At 72.3% G+C, this 24,910-nt stretch carries 20 protein-coding genes; 10 read left to right on the forward strand and 10 right to left on the reverse strand.

Features of this window, described 5'->3' with window-relative positions:
* Positions 1–111 precede the first annotated feature (111 nt).
* Positions 112–1,263 carry a M48 family metalloprotease gene (locus tag ACXJKF_RS07330; RefSeq protein ID WP_456787077.1) on the forward strand — a complete coding sequence of 384 codons (1,152 nt, stop codon included), beginning with the start codon at positions 112–114 and terminating at the stop codon, positions 1,261–1,263.
* A complete protein-coding gene (locus ACXJKF_RS07335; RefSeq protein WP_456787078.1) occupies positions 1,263–6,227 on the forward strand; it encodes an AAA domain-containing protein in 4,965 nt (1,654 codons plus the stop codon). The genes ACXJKF_RS07330 and ACXJKF_RS07335 overlap by 1 nt, the downstream gene beginning before the upstream one ends.
* On the opposite strand, the gene ACXJKF_RS07340 is transcribed toward ACXJKF_RS07335, so the two are convergent.
* The 5 genes from ACXJKF_RS07340 to ACXJKF_RS07360 all read right to left on the reverse strand — a co-directional run bounded on the left by ACXJKF_RS07340 (position 6,214) and on the right by ACXJKF_RS07360 (position 11,408).
* Positions 6,214–6,969, reverse strand: coding sequence for a metallophosphoesterase family protein (locus ACXJKF_RS07340; RefSeq protein WP_456787079.1), 756 nt, complete (start codon positions 6,967–6,969; stop codon positions 6,214–6,216). The genes ACXJKF_RS07335 and ACXJKF_RS07340 overlap by 14 nt on opposite strands.
* A gap of 214 nt (positions 6,970–7,183) precedes the next feature.
* Positions 7,184–8,077 (reverse strand): PKD domain-containing protein, encoded by an 894-nt coding sequence (locus ACXJKF_RS07345; protein ID WP_456787080.1) that lies wholly within the window; start codon positions 8,075–8,077, stop codon positions 7,184–7,186.
* Positions 8,074–8,694, reverse strand: a complete 621-nt coding sequence (locus ACXJKF_RS07350; RefSeq protein WP_456787081.1) for a DUF6318 family protein — start codon at positions 8,692–8,694, stop codon at positions 8,074–8,076. Before ACXJKF_RS07350 ends, ACXJKF_RS07345 begins: the two co-directional genes overlap by 4 nt.
* A 211-nt stretch (positions 8,695–8,905) precedes the next feature.
* Positions 8,906–10,252 carry a DUF222 domain-containing protein gene (locus ACXJKF_RS07355; RefSeq protein ID WP_456787082.1) on the reverse strand — a complete coding sequence of 449 codons (1,347 nt, stop codon included), beginning with the start codon at positions 10,250–10,252 and terminating at the stop codon, positions 8,906–8,908.
* Between the two features lie 550 nt (positions 10,253–10,802).
* Positions 10,803–11,408, reverse strand: coding sequence for a sugar O-acetyltransferase (locus ACXJKF_RS07360; RefSeq protein ID WP_456787083.1), 606 nt, complete (start codon positions 11,406–11,408; stop codon positions 10,803–10,805).
* A 66-nt stretch (positions 11,409–11,474) separates the two neighbouring features.
* Here ACXJKF_RS07360 and ACXJKF_RS07365 point away from each other — a divergent pair, with 66 nt between their 5' ends.
* From ACXJKF_RS07365 to ACXJKF_RS07380, 4 genes are all read left to right on the forward strand, one after another.
* The gene (locus ACXJKF_RS07365) at positions 11,475–13,712 is read left to right on the forward strand and encodes an exo-beta-d-1,3/1,6-glucosidase (protein WP_456787084.1); all 2,238 of its coding nucleotides are present in this window, start codon (positions 11,475–11,477) and stop codon (positions 13,710–13,712) included.
* Positions 13,713–13,716: 4 nt separating this feature from the next.
* Positions 13,717–14,385 (forward strand): class I SAM-dependent DNA methyltransferase, encoded by a 669-nt coding sequence (locus ACXJKF_RS07370; protein ID WP_456787085.1) that lies wholly within the window; start codon positions 13,717–13,719, stop codon positions 14,383–14,385.
* Between the two features lie 62 nt (positions 14,386–14,447).
* A complete protein-coding gene (locus tag ACXJKF_RS07375) occupies positions 14,448–15,377 on the forward strand; it encodes an aldo/keto reductase (protein WP_456787086.1) in 930 nt (309 codons plus the stop codon).
* 53 nt (positions 15,378–15,430) lie between these two features.
* Positions 15,431–15,835, forward strand: a complete 405-nt coding sequence (locus ACXJKF_RS07380; RefSeq protein ID WP_456787087.1) for a VOC family protein — start codon at positions 15,431–15,433, stop codon at positions 15,833–15,835.
* Here the strand turns inward: ACXJKF_RS07380 and ACXJKF_RS07385 are convergent.
* From ACXJKF_RS07385 to ACXJKF_RS07395, 3 genes are read right to left on the reverse strand one after another with little or no spacing between them, the layout of a single operon-like run.
* On the reverse strand, positions 15,832–16,707 hold the full coding sequence (locus ACXJKF_RS07385; RefSeq protein ID WP_456787088.1) for a sucrase ferredoxin: 876 nt from the start codon (positions 16,705–16,707) through the stop codon (positions 15,832–15,834). The genes ACXJKF_RS07380 and ACXJKF_RS07385 overlap by 4 nt on opposite strands.
* Positions 16,704–17,921, reverse strand: coding sequence for a cupin domain-containing protein (locus tag ACXJKF_RS07390; RefSeq protein ID WP_456787089.1), 1,218 nt, complete (start codon positions 17,919–17,921; stop codon positions 16,704–16,706). The genes ACXJKF_RS07385 and ACXJKF_RS07390 overlap by 4 nt, the downstream gene beginning before the upstream one ends.
* 32 nt (positions 17,922–17,953) lie before the next feature.
* Positions 17,954–18,199: a BatC protein gene (locus ACXJKF_RS07395; protein WP_456787090.1), complete on the reverse strand. Its 246-nt coding sequence runs from the start codon at positions 18,197–18,199 to the stop codon at positions 17,954–17,956.
* A 126-nt stretch (positions 18,200–18,325) separates the two neighbouring features.
* Between ACXJKF_RS07395 and ACXJKF_RS07400 the strand changes: the two genes are divergently transcribed.
* From ACXJKF_RS07400 to ACXJKF_RS07410, 3 genes are read left to right on the forward strand one after another with little or no spacing between them, the layout of a single operon-like run.
* Positions 18,326–18,676 carry an ArsR/SmtB family transcription factor gene (locus tag ACXJKF_RS07400; protein ID WP_456787091.1) on the forward strand — a complete coding sequence of 117 codons (351 nt, stop codon included), beginning with the start codon at positions 18,326–18,328 and terminating at the stop codon, positions 18,674–18,676.
* Complete coding sequence (locus ACXJKF_RS07405) at positions 18,658–19,131, forward strand: SRPBCC domain-containing protein (RefSeq protein WP_456787092.1); 474 nt, start codon at positions 18,658–18,660, stop codon at positions 19,129–19,131. Before ACXJKF_RS07400 ends, ACXJKF_RS07405 begins: the two co-directional genes overlap by 19 nt.
* The gene (locus ACXJKF_RS07410) at positions 19,128–19,577 is read left to right on the forward strand and encodes an SRPBCC family protein (RefSeq protein ID WP_456787093.1); all 450 of its coding nucleotides are present in this window, start codon (positions 19,128–19,130) and stop codon (positions 19,575–19,577) included. Before ACXJKF_RS07405 ends, ACXJKF_RS07410 begins: the two co-directional genes overlap by 4 nt.
* Here ACXJKF_RS07410 and ACXJKF_RS07415 read toward each other — a convergent pair.
* Positions 19,574–19,912: an iron chaperone gene (locus ACXJKF_RS07415; protein WP_456787094.1), complete on the reverse strand. Its 339-nt coding sequence runs from the start codon at positions 19,910–19,912 to the stop codon at positions 19,574–19,576. The two genes, ACXJKF_RS07410 and ACXJKF_RS07415, sit on opposite strands and share 4 nt — an antisense overlap.
* A 1-nt stretch (position 19,913) precedes the next feature.
* Positions 19,914–20,204, reverse strand: a complete 291-nt coding sequence (locus tag ACXJKF_RS07420) for a DUF4287 domain-containing protein (RefSeq protein ID WP_456787095.1) — start codon at positions 20,202–20,204, stop codon at positions 19,914–19,916.
* 230 nt (positions 20,205–20,434) lie between these two features.
* Here ACXJKF_RS07420 and ACXJKF_RS07425 point away from each other — a divergent pair, with 230 nt between their 5' ends.
* On the forward strand, positions 20,435–24,898 hold the full coding sequence (locus ACXJKF_RS07425; RefSeq protein ID WP_456787096.1) for a CARDB domain-containing protein: 4,464 nt from the start codon (positions 20,435–20,437) through the stop codon (positions 24,896–24,898).
* The last annotated feature ends 12 nt before the right edge of the window (positions 24,899–24,910 follow it).

A 24,910-nucleotide genomic window follows, 5' to 3' on the forward strand; every position in this document is an offset into this window, starting at 1 on the left:
GAACCCGACACCCCCGCGCCTAGGTGCGAATGTGAAGACTCCGCGAAGATGTCCCCCGCCCGCGTTATCGTCGCCGGGGCCAGGAGGAGCGACGCGACGAGAGGGGCCTGCGTGACCGTGTGGGGACCGTTGGCGTACCACCGCGACGTCGCGACGATCCTGGAGCGCGAGAACCCCGTCGCGTTCGGGTCGCTGCGGCCGACCACCCCCACGGCCGAGCTCGAGCAGCTGCTGCTGCGGCAGACCTACCGGGTGGACCCCGTCGGGCACGCCGAGGTGCACGCCACCGTGCAGCGGGCCGCGGACGCGCTCGGCGTGGCGCTGCCCATCGAGATCTACGTCGACGAGCGCGGGCAGGGCGTCGACGCCGAGCTGGTGTTCGTGCCGGACCGGGCGGTCCTGATCCTGACCGGCGGCCTGCTCAACCTGCTCGACCCCGAGGAGCTGTGCGCGGTCGCGGGGCACGAGCTGGCGCACCACGTGCTGTGGACCGCGGAGGACGGGCGGTACCTGGCGGCGTCCCGGCTGCTCGACGCGGCGGAGTCCGACGCCCGCACCCCGTCGGAGTACCTGGAGACCGCCCGCCGCTTCCGGCTGGCCACGGAGCTGGTCGCCGACCGGGGCGGGATGCTGGCGTGCGGCGGCTCGCTCACGACGACGGTGAGCGGGCTGGTCAAGGTGGTCACCGGGCTGGCCAAGGTCGACTCGGCGGCGTACCTGCGGCAGGCCGCCGAGGTGGACTACAGCGTGCCGAGCGCCGGGAGCACCCACCCGGAGACCGTGCTGCGGGCGTGGGCGCTGCAGGAGTGGGCGGAGCGCGGTGCGGGTGCCGACTCGATGGTCGAGGCGGCGCTCGGTCCGCAGCTCGACCTCGCGGTGCTCGACCTGCTCGGGCAGGACCGGCTCCTGGAGGTGACGCGGTCGCTGGTCTGGATGCTCGTCGCCGACGACGCCGTGCGCAGCGAGGAGGCGCTGGACCTGGCGCAGCGGTTCGGGGTCGTCGTGGGCGGGACGCCCGTCATCACGGACATGCCCACGACGCTGGCCGCCGAGACGCGGACCTACCTCGCGGCCGTGCTGCTCGACTTCGCCACGGCCGACGACGAGGGCGGTGCCGACGACCTGGGCGCGGTGCTGGCGCTGGCCCGGCGCGTCGGTCTGGGCGACGAGCTGCTGGCCATGCTCGGCGCGGAGCTGGACCTCGGCGACCGGGCGATGTCCCGGGTCATGGCGTCGGCGGACGCCCCGCGGGTGGTGCGCTGATGCGCCGGCTGATCGCGCGCGCCGTGGACCGGGGCGGGCTGCCCGCCGACGACGTGCTCGGGCTGCTGCTGCCCATGTTCCGCACGGTCCAGGTGCTGCACGAGACGGGCCGGGTGGCGCCGCTGCGGGGCCTCGCGGCGCTGGACGACGACGGCGACGAGCCGGTCACGATCGACGAGTCGCTCGCCGGCCCRCCGGTGCGCATCCGGGCGGCGGTCGCCGCTGCGGAGCTGACCGGGGCGGTCGACGTCGACAGCGAGGAGGGTTCCGTCCGGATCGTCGCGGGCTGGCAGCGGTGGGAGCACCTCGTCGGCCACCACGACGAGCTCACGGACGTCGCCAGCCTGGGTGAGCTGTTCGTCGCGCTCGTGTGCGGACTGGACCTGGCCGACGAGGGCGACGCGGCCCTGCTCCAGGAGCACCGGAACAACCTGTTCGCCCTGGACCCCGGCCTGCACCCCGTCCTGGCGACGGTTGCCAGCTCGATGATCGCGCCCGACCGCCGGCGCCGTGCCCAGGACCTCGCGGACGTCGTCGCGCGGCTGGAGTCCTACCGCGACCAGCCGGAGGACTTCGACCTCGACCGGGTCCTGAGCGCTCAGCCCGACTCCCGCGCCGCTGTGCTGGAGCACCTGCGCGACCGGCTCTTCGACGCGTCCCGGCGCAACCCGCTGCTGCACTTCCGGCCCACCGGACGGACCATCAACCTCACCGAGGCGTCCGTGCCGCTCGTGCTCGACGTGCGCCACATCCGGGCGTCGCAGCTCTTCACCTGGGGCGGCCCGGCGTCGTCGCGCCTGCTGGACGGCAAGGTGATCGACGTCGGCTCCCTGGTCCGCTGGGACGACGCCCCCTACGCGGCCACGGCGCTCGACGCGCTGATCTCGTCGGCCCGCCGGGACCGCGCGGAGTACGGGCGGGACCAGCTGCGGCTCGTGGTGGCGTTCCTGCGCTGGCACGACGTGAAGAACGACCCGACCGCGCCCATCGAGTCGCCGCTGGTGCTGGCGCCGGTGACGCTGACCAAGCAGCGCGGCGTGCGCGATGCGTACCGCATGGAGCTGACCAGCACCGTGGCCGAGGTCAACCCCGTGCTGCGGCACCAGCTGGACGAGCTGTTCGGGCTGCGGCTGCCCGAGACCGTCGACCTGGCCGCCGACGGCGCCGTCGAGGAGCTGCGCGCGACCATCGAGAAGCAGGCGCGCGCGACCCAGCCGGCCGTGGTCGTCTCGCTCGTCGACACGCCCCGCATCGAGCTGGTCCGGCACCGCGCCCAGGTGGCGCTGCAGGCCTACCGGCGACGGCGGCCGTCCAGCCGGCCCACGTTCGGGCGCCGGCAGTACGCGTACTCCTACCGGCGTCCGGGCTGGGCGCCGCTCGGGGTGCAGATCTTCGCGGACCGGATCCAGCGACGGCCGGTCCCGCTGTCGGTCGAGCTGGGTGACCGCCCCGCGCCGCAGCACGTGGTCGAGACGTTCTCGGTGCAGACGAACGCCGACGCCAACCCGTACACCTGGGACGTCGACCTGACGATGGTCACGCTGGCCAACTTCAACTACCGCACGCTCAGCCTGGTCCGCGACTACGACTCCCTGCTGACCGAGCCGCTGTCGAACGCCGCGTTCGACGAGCTGTTCTCGAACGCCCCGCGGGACGTCGCCGAGCACGGCGCGACCATCCCCGTGGCCGACCGCTACCTCGTCGTGCCCGCGGACGCGTCGCAGGTCGGCGCCGTGGCGCTGGCCCGCTCCGGGGACAACTTCGTCATCCAGGGACCCCCGGGCACCGGCAAGTCGCAGACGATCACCAACCTGGTCGCCGACTTCGTCGCGCACGGCAAGCGCGTGCTGTTCGTCTGCCAGAAGCGCGCTGCGCTCGACGTCGTGCACGCGCGGCTGCGGGCGCAGGGGCTGGGCGAGATCTGCACGCTGGTGCACGACAGCCAGCAGGACAAGAAGGAGTTCGTGCACGGCCTGCGCGACACCTACGAGCGGTGGCTGGCCGACGACGAGCCGCTCGAGGTGGTCGAGGGCCGCCGGGCCGCGCTGATCGAGGCGACGACGACCGCACTGGCGGAGGTCGGTGCGTACGAGCGCGCGCTGTCCGGGGTGCAGGACGTGCTGGACCGGCTCATCGCGCTGCGCGGCTTCCGCTGGGGCGACGACCTGAGCCCCGCCGAGCAGGCGCTGCTGCCCGAGCCCGCCGACTGGGTGCCGGCCCGGCCGCTGGTGGACGCGCTCGTGTCCGCGCTGGCGCGCGCGGGTGCTGCCCCGGTGCTCGCGCGCACGCCGGTCCGGCTGGTCGACCCGGTGATCCTCGACGAGTCGCGCGCCGACGCGGTCGTGGCGCAGCGCGCGTCCGGAGCGGCGGCGGCGATCGACGCCGTGCTCGCCCTGCTGGTCGCGTCGTCCGACGCCGACGGGCTCACCGTCGACGACGCCGACGCGATCGGCCAGATGCACGCGGTCCTCGCGCCGCTGGTCCTGCGCGACCTCGGGTCGGCGGTCACCCCGCGCACCCCGGCCGCGCGCCGGTTGCAGGACGCGACGGTGGCGTGGCGCGAGGTCGAGGCGACGGCCGACACGGCCGACCGGGCGGCGGTGGGCTGGCGCGAGCCGTTGTCGGCGCCCGACGCGGCGGCCGCCCTCGAGATCGCCCGACGACGCGAACCGTCCGCCTGGAAGTTCCTCGACGGCGGCTGGCGGCGCGTGAAGCGGCTGGTGGAGGCCGGGTTCGACGCCGGTGACCGGCTGGTCCGCCCGACGGTCACGGAGGCGCTGGAGCTCCTCGTCGCGCGGTACGACACCGCCGCCCGCGCCGACGCGCTCTCGCAGGAGCTCGCCCGCGAGTGGGGGCACGGCGACCTCGCGGTGCTCAGCGACCGGATCGCCGCGATCCGGCGGTACACGGGCGAGCTCGCGGTGTGGCGCACACGCCTGGCGGACACCGAGCCCGACGACGTCCTCGACCGCCTCCCGGAGCAGGTCGACGCGCTGCGGGCGTGCCTGTCCGGCCTCGTCCTGGGTGCCGACGACCTGCCGATGACCGCGCTGCGCGACGAGCTGCGCGGCCTCACCGGCGCGGAGGGCCAGGCGCTCGTCCGTGCGGCGGCGGGCACGCTGCGCGACCTCGCCGCGGCGCCGACCGTGCTGCGCGCCCTGCGGCACCTGGACGCGTCCCCGGACCAGCTCGAGCACGCCGTCGTCGCCGCGTCGATGCGGGAGGCCCGCGCGCAGGAGCCCGCCCTGAACCGGCTCGACGGCGACCGGCTGGCCGACCTGCTGGACCGCGTGGCCGAGCGCGCCCCGCAGCTCCAGCGCGCCAACGCCGACGTGGTCACCGCCCGGCTGCGCGCCCGGTTCACCGCGGCGGTCGCGCACTCGCAGCGCAGCGTCACCGGCATGCCGCCCGAGGACCGTGCGCTCAAGGCGGTCTGGATGACGGGCCGACGCGAGCTCGAGCACGAGTTCGGCAAGGTCCGCGCCTACAAGTCGATCCGGCACCTCGCGTCGGCCGAGCCCGGTGCCGTCGTCGCCGCGATGCGGCCGGTGTGGCTGATGAGCCCGTCGTCGCTGTCGGACACCCTGCCGCTGGAGACGTCGTTCGACGTGGTGATCTTCGACGAGGCCAGCCAGATCCCGGTCGAGGAGGCCGTGCCGGCGCTGTTCCGCGGCGCGCAGGTGATCGTCGTCGGGGACCGGATGCAGCTCCCGCCGACGCGGTACTTCCAGGTGGCGGGGCAGTCGTCGTCCTCGGACGAGCCCGTCGTCGCCGACGACGACGCCCCTGTGGGTGTGGTCCTCGACTCCGACAGCTTCCTCGCGGTCGGGTCCGTGCGGCTGCCGTCGACCATGCTCACGTGGCACTACCGCAGCCAGTACGAGGCGCTCATCCAGTTCAGCAACGCGGCGTTCTACGAGGGCCGGCTGACCACGATCCCGGACAGGACCCTGACGCACGTGCGGGCGCAGCCGCTGGAGGTCACGGCGGGTTCCTTCACGCCGGAGGACGTCACCGCCGCCGTCGACGGGCTGCTGGAGCGCAGCATCAGCGCGATCCGCGTGCTCGACGGCGTCTACACGCAGCGCACCAACCCGCAGGAGGCCGCCTGGATCGCGCACCTGGTCCGCGAGCTCCTGGCGCGGGGGACAGGTCTGACCCTCGGGATCGTGGCGTTCTCGGAGGCGCAGCAGTCGGAGATCGAGCGTGCGCTGGAGCGGCTGGGCCGCGACGACGTCGAGTTCGCCCGCCGGTACGACGCGGAGGTCGCCCGCGAGGAGGACGGCCAGGTGGTCGGGCTGTTCGTGAAGAACCTCGAGAACGTCCAGGGCGACGAGCGCGACGTCATCCTCATGAGCGTCTGCTACGCCGCCGGCCCGGACGGCCGGATGCGCATGAACTTCGGTCCCATCAACAACGCGGGCGGCGAGAAGCGGCTCAACGTCATCTTCAGCCGCGCCCGCCGGCACATGGTCCTGGTCAGCAGCATCGACCACAGCGCGATCACGAACACCTACAACGACGGCGCCAACACCCTGCGCGGCTTCCTGCACTACGCCGACGCGGTCTCCAACGGCGACGCGGCCGCCGCGACCGGCGTGCTCGCCGGGCTCCGCGAGCGAAGCGGGCGCACTGCCCCGGACAGCGTCGCGCCCATCGTCGAGCAGATCGCCGACGCGGTCCGCGCCGCCGGCGTGGAGGTCGTCGCCGGGGTCGGGCAGTCCGCGTTCCGCGCCGACCTGGCGCTGCGGCCCGTCGGCGCCCTCGAGCACACCGTCGGGGTGCTCGTCGACCAGCCCGCCCGGCTCGTCGCGCACTCGCTCGACGAGCGTCGGGTCACCCAGCCGACCGCGCTGCGCTCCGGCGGCTGGCGCGTCGTGCAGGTGCTGGCCACCGAGTGGGAGTCGGACCCGGACGAGGTGGTGCGCCGGCTGGTGGCCGCGGTGGGCGTCACTCCTGGCTGACGAGGCCCAGCTCGGCGTGCTGTCCGCGGTACATGCCGGTCCGCAGCTCGATCGCCCACGCCTCCAGCTCGGGCATCCCCGCGGCCTGCGCGACGGCGATCTCCGACTCCACGTCGTACGGCACGCGCACGATCTGCAGGCTGAACGTGTCCCGGATGCTCTCCAGGACCACGTAGGACGCGGTCGTCTCGTCCAGCGKGTTGCCGACGCTGCCCACGTTGACCAGGGTGCGGCCACGGTCGGTCTCGACGTAGGCGTCGTGCACGTCGCCGTACACGACCAGGTCCGGTGACGGCCCGTCGCCGGTGAGCTCGGTCGTCGCGAACATCGTGGCGAACTCGTCGCTCGTGTGGTGGAAGTGCACCTTCGTGTAGACGCTGGTCGCGGACGCGTGGAACAGCCGGACGCGTCGGCCCGCGATCTCGAGGTCGTGGCTGCGCGGCAGGTTCCTCAGCCAGTCGCGGTCGTCGGCGCTCAGTTCGTCGTGCCACCACCGGATCGCCGGGTCGTCGTGCTCGGCCGACACCGGGAGGAAGTCGTCCCAGTTCCCGCGGACCGTCACCGCGCAGCGCTCGCGGGTACGGGCGATCGCCGCCGAGCCGCGCGGACCCTTCCCGGCGACGTCGCCGAGGTTGAGGATCGTGGTGATCCCGCGGGCGTCGATGTCGGCGAGCACCGCGTCGAAGGCGGTCAGGTTGCCGTGCACGTCGGACAGGACGGCGATGCGCTCGATGCCAACCACGCGCGACAACGTACCGCGACCGTGGCCACCGAGCGGCCCGTGGTCCTCGCACGGACTCCGACGAGCGGCCGCCTCGTGCGCACCCGGTGATGTAGCCCGTCCGGCGCGACCAGAGCTTCGGGTTGTGAGGTCCGCTGGGAGCCTGTGTGGCGAGACCAATGCTGCGGGTTGTCGGATCCGCGGACGCGGAGACGCGAGCGTGGCGCGATTGCGCCTACTGGCAGTCGGGTTGGTCGGGGTCTTCGTTGCAGTCGCGGGCGACGAGGCGGGAGCGGCGTTCGACGATCTCGAACTCAGGTGTCGTGCTGGTGGTGTGGGCGGTGCCGACGACGTCGCGCCAGGTGTCGTCGCCGTCGATCCGGTAGCGGCCGGACCAGGTGGTGGTGAGCTCGATGGTGGTGGTTCCGGTGTCTGTGAACACGTGGAAGACGTCGAACTCGGGGTAGGGCGTGCCGGGGCTGTCGGTGGACAGGTCGTGGCTGCCGTCGTTGAAGTCCCACGTGTAGTGCGTGGGTGTGGCGATGACGTCGATKCCGTAGCCGAACAGGTCGGTGCGGAACGTCTGCTCGACGGGGTCGGYCAGGACGATGGTCTCYTTGTTGACCAGGACCCAGCCGCGGTCGGGCTGCATGGTGATGACCTGCGGGGCGATGGGCAGCTGCTGGAAGTCGGTCGCGGTCATCGTGGGCAGGAGGTCGTCGGGGCAGGCCCAGCCGACGATCATCCGCCACGGTTCCCAGGGGGCGTCGGGGGTGGCGCGGTCCCGACGCCAGAGCGGTTGGACGGGTTGCTCGCCGTCGCAGGCGGGGACCACCGAGCCGTCCGGGGGAGCGCACGCGCCGCCGATGTCGGACTCGAGCGTTCCCGAGGTCACGTTGCACAGCGCCGCGCGGCGTAGCTGGAACAGCTCGACCCGGGGCGGGACGGCCGCGGCGCTGTAGTTGCGCAACGCCTGTTCGGCTTGAAATGCGGAGAGGTTGAGTACCGCTCCGTCTGCGTCCGCTTGGGCCTCGTCCCGCCAGGACTCGATAGAAACTGCGGGTGACGCGAACGCGACGAGCACGCCGATGACGAGAACTGGCAGCGCGGCTAGGTACCGCCGCCTCATGGCGTCTCGGGGTTCACGTCGACCTCGCGAATGGACCAAGCACCATTCCACTCGACGGCAAAGACAAGCGTGTTCTCCTCGCCGACCGAGGTATCGACGGTCGCGCCGGTCGCGTCGAACTCGACCGCGTCGCCTTGCTTCGCATCGATTGTGACGGTGTAGAACACACCCGGGTTGATCTCGGTTCCCGACGCCTGATGCATGGTCGTGCCCGACTCGATCTGCCTGTGGCCGACCACGTGCATCGCGCTCACGTTGGTGACGACGCTGGAGCAGAACACGCATGCGTCGGAACTGATCACCTCCCAGTCCGCGAGATCGCCAGTCGCGTACGCGTACGGGTACAAGCTGAGGAAGTACGTCGCCACCGCCACCGCACCCTCCACACTTGGCGGCTCGTCCAGGGCCGCCGGCCGTGTCGGCTTCACTGTCACGTCGACAGCGGCCGTGGCGGTGGGCGTCGGACTCGGGGTCGGTGTCGACGTGGCGACCGGGGGAGGGGTCGAGGATTCCGTCGCGACTGGCGTCCCGCCGGTGCACCCGGCGACCACCAAGGCGAGCCCAGTCACAGCGACGACGATCAGGGCACCACCGCGACGACCGCTCCACCAAGGCATGCGGGCGAACGTACCGAAAACGGGCACAGCCCGTCACGGACGGTCACGCGACTGTGGACAACCTTGTGACTGACGACAAACGAGCTTCCCGGCGTGCGACTGCGCATCGACGACGACCGGCCGATCGATGATGAACGCCGTAGACACACCGGAGGGCAGCTCGAAGCGTGCCCTCGGGCGGCACCCCCTGAGCGGCCAGAGGGCGCGGGAGTCAGAAGGGTGGGGTACCGGGACCGAGCGGTGGTGGTGGGGATGCGCGGTGGTGCGGGGCGCCGGGCGGGACCAGGACCTGGACGGGATGTCGGGAGTAGGTGATGCCGTGTCGATCCGTCCACAGGGAGACGCCGGTGGCGGGGTCGTAGGTGACGTTCCACCATCCGTCGGTCTTGGCCTGGTGGTGGTGCTTGCACAGGGCGTGGAGGTTGGCCTCGCACGTCTGCGGGTTGCTCTCGTCGTGGCTGCGAGTGACGTCGTACGGCGTGCGGTGATCGATCTCGCAGCGGACCGCAGGTGTCCGGCAGCCGGGGAACGTGCAGGTCACGTCCCGCGCCGTGACCGTCCGGGTCAGGTCCGCACCGGGCCGGTAGCTGGCGGTTCCGACGGAGCAGACCTGGCCGGTGGCCGGGTCGGTGAGCACGCGACGCCAAGTAGCGTCCTGGGCGAGCTCGCGGGCGACCTGGGCGGGGATCGGCCCGTAGGAGCCCAGGTGGCCGGGAGCGTCGTCCAGCCCCAGCAGCGTGGTGGCAGCGACGCTCACCTGCAGGGCGACCCGTTGCCCGTGCCTGGTCGGGAGCGGGGTCCCGTCCGGCGTCGCCTGACGGTCCAGGATCGAGGCGAACACGTCGGCGAACGCGTCGGCACGTCGCTGGTCCACCGTCCGCGGGTCCCCGTCCGTTGCAGCGTTGCCGGCGAGGGCGTCGATCGCCGTGAATGCCGCGGTCGCCTCGGCTGCGGGCAGATAGGCGATCAGACGGGCCATCGCGTCGGGTGCCAGGTCCAGGAACACTCCCCGGCGATCCCGTTCCACGACCCGGCGTTGCTCGGCGACGGCCGGATCGGCGCTGATCAGGGCCGCGCGCACGTGCCGGGCGAGCTGGGGGCCGGTCATCGTCTCTGCGTGGTCCACGGCGTCGGCGACGACTGCGGCGACCTCGCTGCGGGACAGGCTCCCGCCGCCCCGACCCACTTCGTACAGGATGACGTCGACCTTGCGCGAGTCGATCGCGCCGACCCTCCACGCGTCGGCCAACACCGGGTGCTGTGCCGTGCCCCACGCCCGCAGGAAGAGGTTCTCTGCGTGGCGCCTGGTCGACACCAGCGCACACGCGAGCTCGTCTGGCACGTGGCGCAGCGCGTCCGGCGTCCGTGCCTCCAGCTCGCGGACCCACTCCGCCCGGGCGGCCTGGACCATGTTCAGGACCTGCTGCCACGCGGCAACGCCGTTCACCAGAGCTGCTCCGGAGATCTCGGCGACCGGGACCGAACCGAGCATCGCGACCAGCTGCGTGACGTCCGCACCGGGCAGAGGGAAGCTCTCCACCGCGCCCAGGTCCACCACGCGCGCTCCCGGCGGGACCCTCGGCGACGCGTCGGGATGAGCGCCGCGTCCGGAGTCCGCCCAGATCAGCGCGGGCTCAGGAGGAGGTGGAGGTGAATCACGCAGCGGCACGAGGTGCAGGCCAACGGGAGAGGAGGTGTGGACGCGTGCGTGCACGACAGGCGCTTCGACCGTTGGGTCGTCGATCATCACCGTCATCGTGACCACCTCCCATCTCATATGCAGCGCAAGGGCGCTATCGAACAAGTGTACGACACGGTACTGACATTCGGGGCTGACCTGCACAAACAGGGGCTCCCGAGCGCCCGTGGGATCGCCCGAGGCGCCTCGTCGGGCGAGTGCTCGAGAACGTGGGCGAGCGCGCGGGAACGTGGCGGGCCTCATGAAAACATCAGGGCGCAGGAACGCCGGCGAGCGCTCAGGGCGCAGGCGAACCCAGTTGCGCCGAGTCGGGCGAGAACTGCACGAGCGCCGAGTCGCCGAGTGCGAGGGTGGGGTGCCGAGGGTCAGAGGACCGACGGGCGAGAACGGTGAGGGCGAACGGCGCGAGCTACGCGGGCCGCGTCGGACGTTCGCTGTCGTCCACCGGCCGCAGCACCCGGCACGGCGACCCGACCGCGACGACGCGCGGGGGGATGTCGCGTGTCACGACGGACCCGGCGCCGATCACGCTGCCCGCCCCGATGGTCACCCCCGGCAGGACCACGACGTTCGCGCCGATCCACACGTCGTCCTCGATCCGGACCGGCAGGGAGAACTGCCAGCCGCCGACGCGCTCCTCGGGCACGGTCGGGTGGCCGGCGGTCGAGATGGTGACGTTGGGCGCGATCAGCACGCGGTCGCCGATGTGGATGTCGGCGTCGTCGACGAGCACGAGGTTGAAGTTGGCGTAGAACCCGTCACCGACATGCACGTGCGAGCCGTACGACACGTGGAACGGCGGCTCGATCCAGGGGTCGGAACCGACGGAGGCGAGCAGCTGCCGCAGGAGCGACGTCCGCCGGGCGGCCTCGCCGGGGCGCGAGTGGTTGAAGTCGTAGGTCAGCTCCTTGCCGGCGACACGCTCGGCCTCGAGCGCCTCCAGCCCGGGGCCGTAGTCCACGTAGAGCGAGCCGTCGTTCAGCTTGCCCCGAACCGCTTCGTACTCGTCCGTCATCTGCGCGCTCCTCTAGGGTGTCCCGCAGACATCATCGTCGAATCGATCCGACACCGGGACATCGCCATGAACGCGCCCTACCAGGACCCCTCCCTTCCCGTCGCCGAGCGCGTCGCCGACCTCGTCGGGCGCATGACGCTCCCGGAGAAGGTCGGGCAGATGATGCAGCTGAACGCCCAGGGCGGGGTCGAGGACCTGGTCCTGAACCTGCACGTCGGGTCGATCCTGCACACGTCGCCGGAGCGGGTGCGGCAGGCGCACGAGCTGACCGCGCAGACGCGGCTGCAGATCCCGCTGCTCGTCGCGGAGGACTGCATCCACGGGCACTCGTTCTGGGAGGGCGCGACGATCTTCCCGACGCAGCTCGGCATGGCGGCGTCCTGGGACGCGGACCTGCTGGAGCAGGCGGCGCGCGCGACCGCCGTCGAGGTGGCCGCGACCGGCATCCACTGGACGTTCTCCCCGGTGCTCTGCATCGCCCGGGACCTGCGCTGGGGCCGGGTCAGCGAGACGTTCGGCGAGGACCCGTTCCTGCTCGGCGAGCTGGCCTCCGCGATGGTCCGCGGCTACCAGGGCAGCGGGCTCTCGGACCCGACCGCGATCCTGGCGACCGCCAAGCACTTCGCCGGCTACTCCGAGACGCAGGGCGGCCGCGACGCCACCGAGGCGGACATCTCCCGCCGCAAGCTCCGGTCCTGGTTCCTGCCCCCGTTCGAGCGCGTGGCCCGCGAGGGCTGCCGCACGTTCATGCTCGGGTACCAGTCGATGGACGGGGTGCCGATCACGATCAACGAGTGGCTGCTGAACGAGGTGCTGCGCGGCGAGTGGGGGTACGAGGGCACGCTCGTCACCGACTGGGACAACGTCGGCCGGATGGTCTGGGAGCAGCACATCCAGCCCGACTACGCGCACGCGTCGGCCGCGGCCGTGCGGGCCGGCAACGACATGGTCATGACGACGCCCGGCTTCTTCGAGGGTGCGCAGGAGGCCGTGCACGAGGGGCTCCTCGACGAGGCCGCCCTGGACGCCGCCGTCGGCCGGATCCTCACCCTGAAGTTCGAGCTGGGGCTGTTCGAGGACCCCCGGCACCCGTCGGTCGAGCGCCAGACGGCGGTCATCGGCTCGGCCGAGCACGCCGCGCTGAACCTGGAGCTGGCCCGTCGTTCGCTGGTGCTGCTCACCAACGACGGCACGCTGCCCTTGTCGGCCGCACCGAGGACGATCGCCGTCGTCGGTCCCAACGCCGACGACCAGCACACCCAGCTCGGCGACTGGGCGGGCGCCTCGGGTCAGGCCGACTGGCTGCCCGACGGGCACCCGCGCGAGCTGACGCAGACCGTGCTCGACGGCTTCCGCGACCAGGTGCCCGACGGCTGGACCGTCACGCACGCCCGTGGCGCGGACATCCTCACGCTCGGCGCCGACCCGGAGGGCGAGTTCTTCCCCGACGGCCAGCCGCGTCCGCAGGTCGTGTTCCCGGTCGAGCCCGACGCTGCGCTGATCGCCGAGGCGGTGGCCGCGGCGCGCGACGCCGACGTCGTCGTCGCGGTCGTCGGCGACCGCATCGAGCTCGTGGGCGAGGGCCGGTCCACCGCCACGCTCGACCTCGTCGGCGGGCAGGTGGCCCTGCTCGACGCCCTGGCGGAGACCGGCACGCCGATGGTCGTCGTGGTGATCGCGAGCAAGCCGCACGTGCTCCCGCCGTCGGCCAGGAACGCCGCCGCGATCATCTGGGCCGCCAACCCGGGGATGCGCGGCGGGACCGCGATCGCCGAGCTGGTCCTGGGCCGGATCGAGCCGTCGGGGCGGCTGCCCATCACGTTCGCGGAGCACGTCGGCCAGCTGCCCGTGTTCTACAACCAGCTGCCGGGTCAGCACGGCACGCGGTACGCGGACCTGACGCAGCGGGTGCCGTTCGCGTTCGGTGAGGGGCTGTCCTACACCACGGTCGAGTACGCGGACCTGCAGGTGGTCGAGCCGGTGCTCGGGGCCGAGGACACCGTCCGCGCCCACGTCACGCTGCACAACACGGGGGAGCGCCCGTCGCGGGAGACCGTGCAGGTCTACGTCCGCGACACCGTCACGTCCGTGACCTGGGCGACCAAGGAGCTCAAGACGTACCGGCAGGTGGACGTCGCGCCCGGCGAGCGCGTGGTCGTCGACCTCACCCTGCCCGTCGCGGACTGCACGCTGGTCGACGCGGGCGGCCGGCGGATCGTCGAGCCCGGCACGTTCGAGCTGCTGGTGGGGCCGTCGTCGCGCGACGAGGTGCTGCTCCGCGCGGGCTTCGTCGTCCGGGCCTGACCCTGTGGGGCTCGACTCGACCCGCGCGACGTACGACACGGTCGCGGAGGACTACGCGCGCATCGTGACCGGGCTCGACGCCGAGGGGCCGCTGGACCGCGCGATGCTCGCCGACTTCGCGGACCGCGTGGACGGCCCGGTCGCCGACGTCGGCTGCGGGACGGGTCGTCTCACGGCATACCTGGCCGGGGTGGGCCTCGACGTGGTCGGTATCGACCTGTCCCCGGGCATGATCGCGGTGGCGCGGCGGGCGTACCCGGCGCTGCGGTTCGACGTGGGGTCGATGACCGCGCTCGACCTTCCCGACGGTGCGGTCGCGGGCGTGCTGGCCTGGTACTCGATCATCCACACGCCACCCGACKGGCTGCCGGCGGTCGTCGCCGAGCTCCGTCGCGTGCTCGCGCCCGGCGGGCACCTGCTGCTGGGCTTCCAGGCGGGGGCCGACGAGCACCGGTCGCTGACGCACGCGTACGGGCACGACGTGGACTGCGACGCGTGGCTGCACTCCCCGGACACGGTGGCCGCGCTCCTGGAGGCGGCCGGGTTCACGACCGACGCCCGCCTGGTCCGCGAGCCCGTCGGCCGCGAGCGCCGCCCGCAGGCGAGCCTGCTCGCGTCTCTGCCACAACCCGAGGACGTCGTCCTCGCAGGCAGGACGACGTCCTCGGACTGAACCCGCAGGCGAGGCCGCTGTCTCGGCGCGCGGTCCGCGGGGTCGCGGCGCAGCATGGGGCGATGAAGACCTTCACCCTGCCCGGAACCGACATCGTCGTGCCCAACGTGGTGCTCGGGCTCATGCGCATCAGCGACAAGACCGACGACGAGATCCGGACGCTGGTCGGTGCCGCCCGTGACGCCGGGATCACGATGGTCGACCACGCCGACATCTACGGCGGGGCGATGCACGTGTGCGAGCGGCGGTACGCCGACGCGATGCGGCTGACGCCGGCCGACCGCGCCGAGGTCGTCATCCAGACCAAGTGCGGCATCGTCCCGCCCGACGGCTTCGACTTCTCCTACGAGCACATCATCGAGTCGGTCGACGGCTCGCTCGACGCCCTCGGCACCGACTACATCGACATCCTGCTGCTGCACCGCCCTGACGCACTGGTGGAGCCGGAGGAGGTCGCGCGGGCGTTCGACCAGCTCGAGGCGGCGGGGAAGGTGCGCGCGTTCGGCGTCTCCAACCAGACGCCCGGGCAGATCGCTCTGCTGAAGAAGTTCGTGCGCCAGCCGATCGTGGCCAACCAGCTGCAGCTGTCGATCACGCACTCGTCGGTCATCGCCCGCGGGGTCGCCGCCAACATGCAGGCGGAGGACCAGTCGATCGACCGCGACGGCGGCATCCTCGACTACTGCCGCCTGAACGACATCACCATCCAGGCGTGGTCCCCGTTCCAGGCGGGGTTCTTCACCGGCGTGTTCCTCGGCTCGCCCGACTACCCGGAGCTGAACGCGGTGATCGACCGGCTGGCGGGGAAGTATGGCGTCCCTCCCATAGCGATCGCGACCGCGTGGATCACCCGGCACCCCGCGCAGATGCAGGTGGTTCTCGGCACGACGAGCCCCGACCGCGTCACCGGGGCGGCGCAGGGTTCCGACGTGCCCCTGACCCGCGCCGAGTGGTACGAGCTGTTCCGGACAGCGGGCTACATCGTCCCCTGATCGGTCAGGAACGAAGAAGCGCCCGCAGGAACCCCGCTCCTAGGGTCGGTCTCATGACGATCTCACTGCAGTACACCAACATCACCGTCAGCGACGTCGACGAGGCGCTCGCCTTCTACCGGGATGCGCTCGGGCTCGAGGTCCAGCAGGACGTGTCGTCCGGCGGCCACCGCTGGGTCACACTCGGCAGCGACGCCCAACCCGGGCTCGGCATCGTGCTGTCCGACCCTCACGCCGGCAGGTCGCAGGCCGACGGCGACGTCATCGAGGAGCTGCTCGCCAAGGGCGTGCTGCCGATGCTCGTGTTCGCCTCCGACGACGTGGACGCCACGTTCGAGAAGGCGCAGGCGTCCGGCGCCGAGGTCCTCCAGGAGCCGACCGACCAGGGCTGGGGCCCGCGCGACTGCGCGTTCCGCGACCCGTCGGGCAACACGGTCCGGATCTCGCAGGCGTCCTAGCGCGCGATCCCGGAGAGCGCCCACTGCCGCACCGGCAGCGCCTGCGTCGCGGTGCAGGTGGACAGCAGGGGGGCCGACGACGTCTCGACGAGCGCGACGGTCAGCGGACCGTCGGGCGCGTCGAGGCGGACGGTCCAGCCGTCGGCGGTGCGGTCCTCACTCAGCGGCGGGTACGCGTCGATCCGGTCATCGCCCAGGTGCGCCCGCGCGAAGTGCTGTGCGGCCTGCACCGGGTGCGAGCAGGCGCTGCGGCCGCGCAGGAACCGGGGCGCGACGCGTCCGGCGAGGTACGCGTCGGCCACGGTGACCGCGTCGCCGTCGTCGACCCAGCCGTAGTAGAGGCCGTGCGGGAGCAGGACCATCGTGCCGGCGAAGCGGTCGCCGCCCAGGTGCGAGCACTCCCAGGTCTCCTCCGGGTACGCGGAGGCCAGCCGCGCGGCGACCACCCGCCCGCGGACCGCGCAGCACTGGTCGTGGCGGCCGTGGGCGCAGACGGCGAAGACGGGCCGTTCCGACGGCGCGCCCGCGGAGCCGTCGAGCGGCACGTCCAGCAGGTCGCGCGGGTGGTCGACGTGCCCCCACCGCACGGACTCCCGGCCGGGGCGCGAGTCGACGAGCGCCCACCGGACACCGACCTGCGGGGCTCGTCGCCCCGGTCGCCGGATGGCCAGTGGCCGGATCCCGTCGGCCTCGATCCGGTGCACCAGCGCGCGGCCGAGGGCGTGGTCGAACGGCGGGTCGAGCAGCGCGTGCCGGCCCCACGCGGCCTGGTTCTCGACCAGGAACCAGCGGTCTCCGTGGGACCCGGTGGCGACGAGGGGGTCGCCTCGGTCGCGGGCGCCGTCGCTGCAGGGCACCCAGCCGTCGGTCACGACGTCGTCACCACCACGCCCTCGCGCAGCAGGCGGCGGACGACCACGAGCGCGCTGGCCAGGTCGAGCCCGGGCAGGGACCCGACGGTGACCGGGTCGCCGGTGCGGAGCGTCTCCAGGGCCGGCGCCGCCTCGACGGGCAGGGACAGCACGCTGCCCCGCGCGGTCAGCCGGACGCGGTCACCGGCCGTCTCGATGCGGCCGCCGTAGCCGCCGCGCCACCGGACGCGGGTGTTCTCGGTCAGTCCGGTGATCGCGTCGAGGGTGGCGAGCGGGGCGACTGGTTCAGGGCGGGTGTCGCGGTCGAACCGGGCGCCGAGGCGTCGGGCGGACAGGCTCGTCGGATCAGAGGCGTGCAGTGCCGCGACGAGGTCGGTCACCGTCTCCTCGACGATCGGACGCAGCTGGTCGGGGTCGCTGACGTCGATGCCCATCGGGAGGGAGGCGCGCAGGGCTGCGGAGTCGCCGACCAGGCTCAGGAGCGTGTCGACGACGTCGGCCCGGGTGTACGCGGACAGCCCGACGGTCAGGTGGATGGACGTGTCGCCCAGCGCGGTCGCGGAGTGGATCCAGCCGCGCGGCAGGTAGAGGGCGTCGCCGGGGCGCAGGACGCGGTCGATGACGGGGGTGCCACGGCCGGCGTCGGCGACGGCGGCGCGGTGGTCGGTCCAGACCTGGTCCTTGAGCGGGTCCGGGTGCACGGGTGCGTGGATGACCCAGTGCTTCTCGCCGGAGACCTGCAGGACGAACACGTCGTGGGTGTCGTAGTGCGGCGAGAAGCCCTGCGACGACGGCGGCGTGACGTACGCGTTGACCTGCGCGGGGTGCCCGAGCTCCTCGACGAGCTCCCGCGTGAAGTCGACCAGCGGCGGCCACATCCGGTGCAGGCCCTGGAGCACGATCGTCGCGCCGGCCGCGAACTCGGCGAGCACCTTGTCGCTGGACACCTGGTCGGACACCTCGGCGCCGAGCCCGCCGGACGCGGTGAACCGGTCCGGCGCCAGCACGGAGCCCTCGCGGGCCAGCCGGACGAACGGGGTGCGCAGGGCGCGCCGCCCGACGAGCTCGTCGACCGCGGCCGGGGAGAACAGGTCCGTGAAGTCGTCGTTCGCGGGGGAGAGCAGGGCCGCGCGACCCCAGTGCTCGTCGGCGAACCGCGACGCCGGGATGCCGATGCAGCGCGAGAGCGCGGACCGCAGGACCGGTCCGCGCACTCGTTCGTGCCGCCTCAGGGCGGGCTCTGGCACTACGCCGAGCCGTCCGCCCCGCCGTCGTGCCCGCCGGGGTTCGCGCCGCCGTCGGCCGGTCCCTCGCCCGCGGAGCCGTCGGCCCCGCCGTCGTGCCCGCCGGGGTTCGCGCCGCCGTCGGCCGGTCCCTCGCCCGCGGAGCCGTCCGCGCCGCCGTCGTGACCGCCCGGGTTGGCGCCGCCGTCCGCGGGACCTTCCCCTGCGGGTGCCGGCTCGGTGGTGATGTCGTCGTCGTTGATGCTCATGGACACTCCCCTCGTCTCGCAGCCGTGCAGCGGCGTCGCCGCCTTCGCGAGCGTATGCGCTTGACGACCGGACCGCTCCAGGAGCATTCTTCAACCAACAAGTTGCACAACCGAGAGGTTTCACAGGTGGATCCGCTGAGTGCGACGTTCGCCGCCCTCGCCGATCCGACCCGCCGGGCGATCCTCGCCCGGCTGGCCGACGGCGAGGCGACGGTGTCCCAGCTGGCGGAGCCGTTCGACATGACGACGCAGGCCGTCTCCAAGCACCTGCGGGTGCTCGAGGAGGCGGGCCTGATCACGCGGGGCCGGCGCGCGCAGTGGCGGCCGAGCCGGCTCCGTGAGGACGCGCTGGACGACGCCACCGACTGGCTGGAGCACCACCGGGCCGCGTTCCGGCAGCGCTTCGACGCCCTGGACCGCGAGATCGCCGGGATTCGCAAGGACGAGGGGAACCAACGATGGGAACCACTGAGCTGATCGTCGAGCCGGGACGGCAGGACGTCGTCGTCGTGCACGACTTCGAGGCGCCGCCCGAGCTGGCGTTCCGCGCCTACACGGACCCGGACCTGATGCCGCGCTGGAAGGGGTCGGAGCGGTTCGCGGTCGTCGTCGACGAGCACGACCTGCGCGTCGGCGGGCGGTGGCGGCTGGTCATGACGCGCGCCGACGGCACGGAGTACCCGATGCGGGGCGTGTTCCACGAGGTCAGCGCACCGCACCGGCTCGTGTCCACCTACGAGTTCGAGCCCGGTGGTCCGGGGGCGCTGCAGCTGGTGGTCGAGACGTTCGAGGCCACGCCGACCGGGTGCCGGCTGACGTCGGTGTCGCTGTTCGCGTCGGTCGAGGACCGCGACGGCTGGGTGCCGTCCGGCGGGCTCGAGTCGGGGACGCGGGCGTCGATGGCCCTGCTCGACGAGGTGCTGGCGTCATGACGGACCTCGAGGTGCGGCGGGCGTTCGACGCCCCGGCGAGCGCGCTGTGGGCCGCCTGGACCGACTCCGCCGTCGTGCGCTCCTGGTGGGGGCCCCAGGGGTTCACGTGCCCGGTCGCGCGGCTGGACGTGCGGGTGGGCGGCGTCTCGCTCGTCGCGATGCGGACGCCCGACGGGGTCGACCTCTGGAACACGTGGACGTACACGCGCATCGACGACGGAGAGCGGCTGGAGTTCGTCAACGGGTTCAGCGACGCCGACGGCGGCTCCTACGACCCGCAGGACCTCGGCTTCCCGCCCGGCATCCCGCGCGAGGTGCCCCACGTCGTCACCGTGCGCGACGGGCTCATGACGATCGTCGAGCGCGGGTACGCCGACGCGCAGACCGCCGAGCTGTCCCGGCAGGGCCTGGAGTCGTCGCTCGACAAGCTCGCCGCGACGCTCTAGGGATGCTGTGCGCGCAGCGCGACGGCGATGCGCTCGACGAGGGCGGTCGGCACGGGGTCCTTGTAGAGGAGCTTCACGGTGTCCTTCGCTGCCCGGTACGGCGCCACCTCGGCCTCCAGGCCGGCCTCCAGCGGCGCCACCGGGTAGAGCCCGACGTGGTGCTTCCAGCCGGCGAAGTGCAGCGCGTACCGGTCGTCGAGCATGAACGCGGGCATGCCGTAGCGGATCCGCTCCTCGGCCCCGGGCAGCGCACGGCGCAGCGCCTCGGCGACCTCGGTCAGGATCGGGCGGACGTCGTCGGGGAACGTCGCGATGTAGTCGTCGGTGGTGGTCATGTCACGCCGGCTTCGTCGCCTTGCCGTCGAGCCACAGCGTCTCGGACTCGTCGCGGTGCACACCGTCCGTGCCGACGTGCTTGGTGCTGATGGTCGGACCCTTCGAGATCACGTGCCACAGGGCCATGGCGTGCCCACGGCCGAGGCCGTAGTCCTCCGCCAGCCAGGTCACGACGCCGCCTGCCTTGGCGCCGGGGGCGTCGAGGCCCTTCTCGTGMGCGATCGCCACCAGCTGCCGCGGTGTGAGCCCGGTCCTGTCCTCGATGGTGTCCAGGTAGGCCTGGAACGACATGGGTGTCCCCTCTCCGTCGTGGAAAACCTAGCGTGACCCGGTGACACGCGCTCTTGACGGGATGTGCGGGATGTTCGTAATGTCGCACCTCACTACTGCAAGAACTCGACAAACAGAATGCACAAAGCCGTGCATCCCGGTCGCGATGAACCGCACTCATCTCGCCGTCCGCTCTTCACACCCCTCACAGGGTCGACCCCTGCAACGACGCAGGGAGAACGAGGACGTCCATGAGAACTCGGTTGAAGCACGCGATCGTGGCCGGTGCCACGATCGCGCTCGTCGCGCCCCTGGGCGTCGCGCTCGTGGCACAGGGGGCGTCCGCCGCCCCCGTGCTCCTGTCCGCGGGCAAGCCCGCCACCGCCAGCAGCTCGAACCAGACCTACGTCGCCGGCAACGTCACCGACGGCAACCAGGCCAGCTACTGGGAGTCCGCGAACAACGCGTTCCCGCAGTGGGTCCAGATCGACCTCGGTGCCGCCGCGACGGTCACCGACATCACCGTGAAGATCCCCGGCGGCTGGGGTGCCCGCACCGAGACCATCACGCTCCAGGGCTCGACCGACGGATCCAGCTTCACGACGCTCAAGGCGTCCGCGTCCTACGCGTTCACCGGCGGCAACACCGTCGCCGTCGACGTGACGGACACCAGCGTCCGCTACGTGCGCGCCGCCGTGAGCGCCAACACCGGCTGGCCCGCCGCGCAGCTGTCCGAGGTCGAGGTCTACGGGAACTCGTCGACACCGCCGGTCGACCCGCCGGAGGGCAGCAACCTCGCGCAGGGCCGTCCGATCACCRCGACCTCCGTGCAGCAGACCTACGTCGCCGGGAACGCGGTCGACGGCTCCACCGCCACCTACTGGGAGGGTGCGCCGGGTGCGTACCCGTCGAACCTCACGGTGTCGCTGGCCGCGCAGTCCACGCTCACCGGGGTGGTCGTGAAGCTCAACCCCGACCCGGCGTGGGGCAGCCGGACGCAGACGTTCGCGGTCGAGGGCCGCACGGGCAGCGGCTCGTGGAGCACCCTGAAGGCGTCCGCCGCGTACGCGTTCAACCCGTCGTCGGGCAACACCGTGACCGTCCCGGTCACCGGCTCCGCGACCGACGTGCGGCTCGTGCTCACCGCCAACACCGGCTCCTCCAACGCCCAGGTGGCCGAGCTGCAGTTGTTCGGCAGCACCACACCGGTGCCGACGAGCCCCGACCTCCAGGTCGCGCTCACGGCGAACCCGATCACCGTGACGCCGACGCAGGCGATCTCCGTCGGCGCCACCGTCCGGAACTCCGGCACCGCCGGCTCCGCCGCGACCACGGCCGTCGTCGCGCTCGGCGGCACGACCGTCGGCACGGTGACCGTCCCGGCGCTCGCCGCCGGTGCGCAGACCACGATCACCGTGAACGCGGGAACCCGGGCCACCGGCACGTACCCGGTCACGGTCACCGTCGACCCCGCGAACACCGTCGCCGAGTCGAACGAGACCAACAACGCGGCGTCCGGCTCGGTCGTCGTCTCCACCGGACCGGAGCCCACGACCGCGGACCTCCAGGTCAGCCTCACGGGCACGTCGCCCGCGAGCCCGACGCCCACGGACGTCGTCACGGTCACCGGGACGGCCCGCAACACCGGCACCGCCGGGTCGGCCGCGACGACGGTCGCGCTCACCCTGAACGGCACCGCCGTCGGCACGGCGAACGTCGGGGCGCTCGCCGCCGGCGCGCAGCAGAACGTGTCGATCAGCATCGGCACGCGTGCCGCCGGGACCTACGCGCTGGTCGCGACGATCGACCCGGCCGGGTCGGTCGCCGAGTCGAACGAGAGCAACAACAGCGCCACGGCGTCCCTCGTGGTGAACGCGCCGGGTGGCACGGGAGAGGACCTCGCCGCCGGACGGCCCGCGACGGCGTCGTCGACCGAGTTCTCGTTCGTCGCCGGGAACGCCGTCGACCCCGACCCGACCACGTACTGGGAGGGCGCGGGCGGCGCCTACCCGAGCTGGCTCGCCGTGAACCTGGCGTCGCAGTCGACGCTCCAGCAGGTGGTCGTCGGCGTCCCGCCGGCCGCTGCCTGGGGTGCCCGGACGCAGACGTTCTCGATCGAGGGGCGCGTCGGCACCGGAGCGTGGACATCGCTCAAGGCGTCGGCCGCGTACGCGTTCGCACCCGGGTCGGGCAACAAGGTGACCATCCCGGTCAGCGGCTCGGCCACGGACGTGCGGCTCGTCTTCACCGCCAACACCGGTGCGGGGAACGGGCAGGTGTCGGCGCTCAACGTGGTCGGCCTCCCGGCGCCCAACCCCGACCTCACCGTCACCGCGGTGACGGCCAGCCCGGCGTCGCCCGTCGAGACGGCCGCGATCACGCTCTCCGCGACGGTGCGCAACGGGGGGAACCTCGCGTCGGCCGCGGCCACTGTGGACCTCACGGTCGACGGGACCCGCGTCGACTCCGTGGCCGTGCCTGCGCTCGCGGCGGGGCAGTCAGCCACGGTGAGCAAGTCGATCGGCACCCGCCCCGCAGGCTCGTACACGATCGGCGCGGTCGTCGACCCCGCCAACACCGTCGTCGAGCAGAACGAGGCGAACAACGGCTACAGCAACCCGACCAAGGTCGTCGTGACCGAGGCGCCCGGCCCGGACCTGCAGGTCCTCGCCATCGCGTCGAACCCGGCCAACCCGGCGGTCGGCTCGTCGGTGAGCTTCACCGTCACCGTGAAGAACCGGGGCTCGCAGTCGGCGGGCGCGTCCACCACGCGGCTCGTCGTCGGCAGCACCACGCTCACCGGGTCGACGGGCGCGCTCGTCGCCGGCGCCACGGCGACCGTCGCCCTGAACGGCACGTGGACCGCCGCCACCGGCGGAGCCACGCTGACCGCCACGGCCGACGCGACGAACGCGGTCGCGGAGACCAACGAGAACAACAACTCAGCTGCGCAGTCGATCGTCGTCGGACGCGGGGCAGCCGTCCCGTACACGTCGTACGAGGCGGAGGCCGGTACCTACACGGGCACCCTGCTCGAGGCCGACGCGCTGCGGACGTTCGGGCACACCAACTTCGGCACCGAGTCCTCGGGTCGCAAGTCGGTACGCCTGACCAGCCAGGGCCAGTACGTCCAGCTGACGTCCACCAACGCCACCAACTCGATCGTGATCCGGAACTCGATCCCGGACGCGGCGGGCGGCGGCGGTCAGGACGCCACGATCAGCCTCTACGCCAACGGGACCTTCGTGCAGAAGGTGACGCTGTCGTCCCGGCACAGCTGGCTGTACGGGACCACCGACCAGCCCGAGGGCCTGTCCAACACCCCGGGCGGCGACGCGCGACGGCTGTTCGACGAGTCCCACGCGCTGCTCGCGCAGTCCTACCCGGCGGGCACGGTGTTCCGGCTGCAGCGCGACGCGGGTGACACGGCGGCGTTCTACGTCATCGACTCCGTCGACCTGGAGCAGGTGGCGCCGCCGCTGTCCAAGCCCGCGGAGTGCACCTCGATCACGGCGTACGGCGCGGTGCCGAACGACGGGCTCGACGACACCGCGGCGCTCCAGGCGGCGGTGACGGCGGACCAGAACGGCCAGATCAGCTGCGTCTGGATCCCGCAGGGGCAGTGGCGCCAGGAGAAGAAGATCCTCACCGACGACCCGCTCAACCGCGGGATGTACAACCAGGTGGGCATCTCGAACGTGACGATCCGCGGGGCCGGCATGTGGCACTCGCAGCTCTACTCGCTGATCGAGCCGCAGGACGCGAACACGCTCAACCACCCGCACGAGGGCAACTTCGGGTTCGACATCGACGGCAGCACCCAGATCTCCGACATCGCCATCTTCGGCTCCGGCCGGATCCGTGGCGGCGACGGGAACGACGAGGGCGGCGTCGGCCTCAACGGCCGGTTCGGCACGGGCACCAAGATCAGCAACGTGTGGATCGAGCACGCCAACGTGGGCGTCTGGGTGGGCCGGGACTACGACAACATCCCCGAGCTCTGGGGACCCGCCGACGGCCTGGAGTTCTCGGGCATGCGGATCCGCAACACCTACGCCGACGGGATCAACTTCTCCAACGGCACCCGGAACTCGCGAGTGTTCAACTCGTCGTTCCGCACCACCGGTGACGACGCGCTGGCCATCTGGGCCAACCCGTACGTCAAGGACCGGACCACCGACAACGCCCACGACAACCACTTCGTGAACAACACGATCCAGCTGCCGTGGCGCGCCAACGGGATCGCTGTCTACGGCGGCTCCAACCAGTCGATCGAGAACAACCTCGTCTACGACACCATGAACTACCCGGGCATCATGCTGGCGACCGACCACAGCCCCCTGCCGTTCGGTGGGACGACGCTGATCGCCAACAACGGTCTGTACCGGACCGGCGGGGCGTTCTGGAACGAGGACCAGGAGTTCGGGGCCATCACGATCTTCCCGAGCACCCTGGACATCACCGGCGTCACCATCCGGGACACCGACATCGACGACTCCACCTACGACGGCATCCAGTTCAAGAACGGCGGCGGCGTCGTGCCGGACGTCAAGATCACGAACGTGCGGATCACCAACAGCCGCAACGGCGCCGGCATCCTGGCGATGAGCGGGATCCGCGGCAACGCGATCCTGAGCAACGTCACGTTCTCGGGCAACGCCACGGGCAACGTGGTCACCCAGCCGGGCAGCCAGTTCGTCATCACGGGCGGCTAGCCACCACCAGGC

The organism is Cellulomonas sp. P5_C5 (assembly GCF_054049655.1).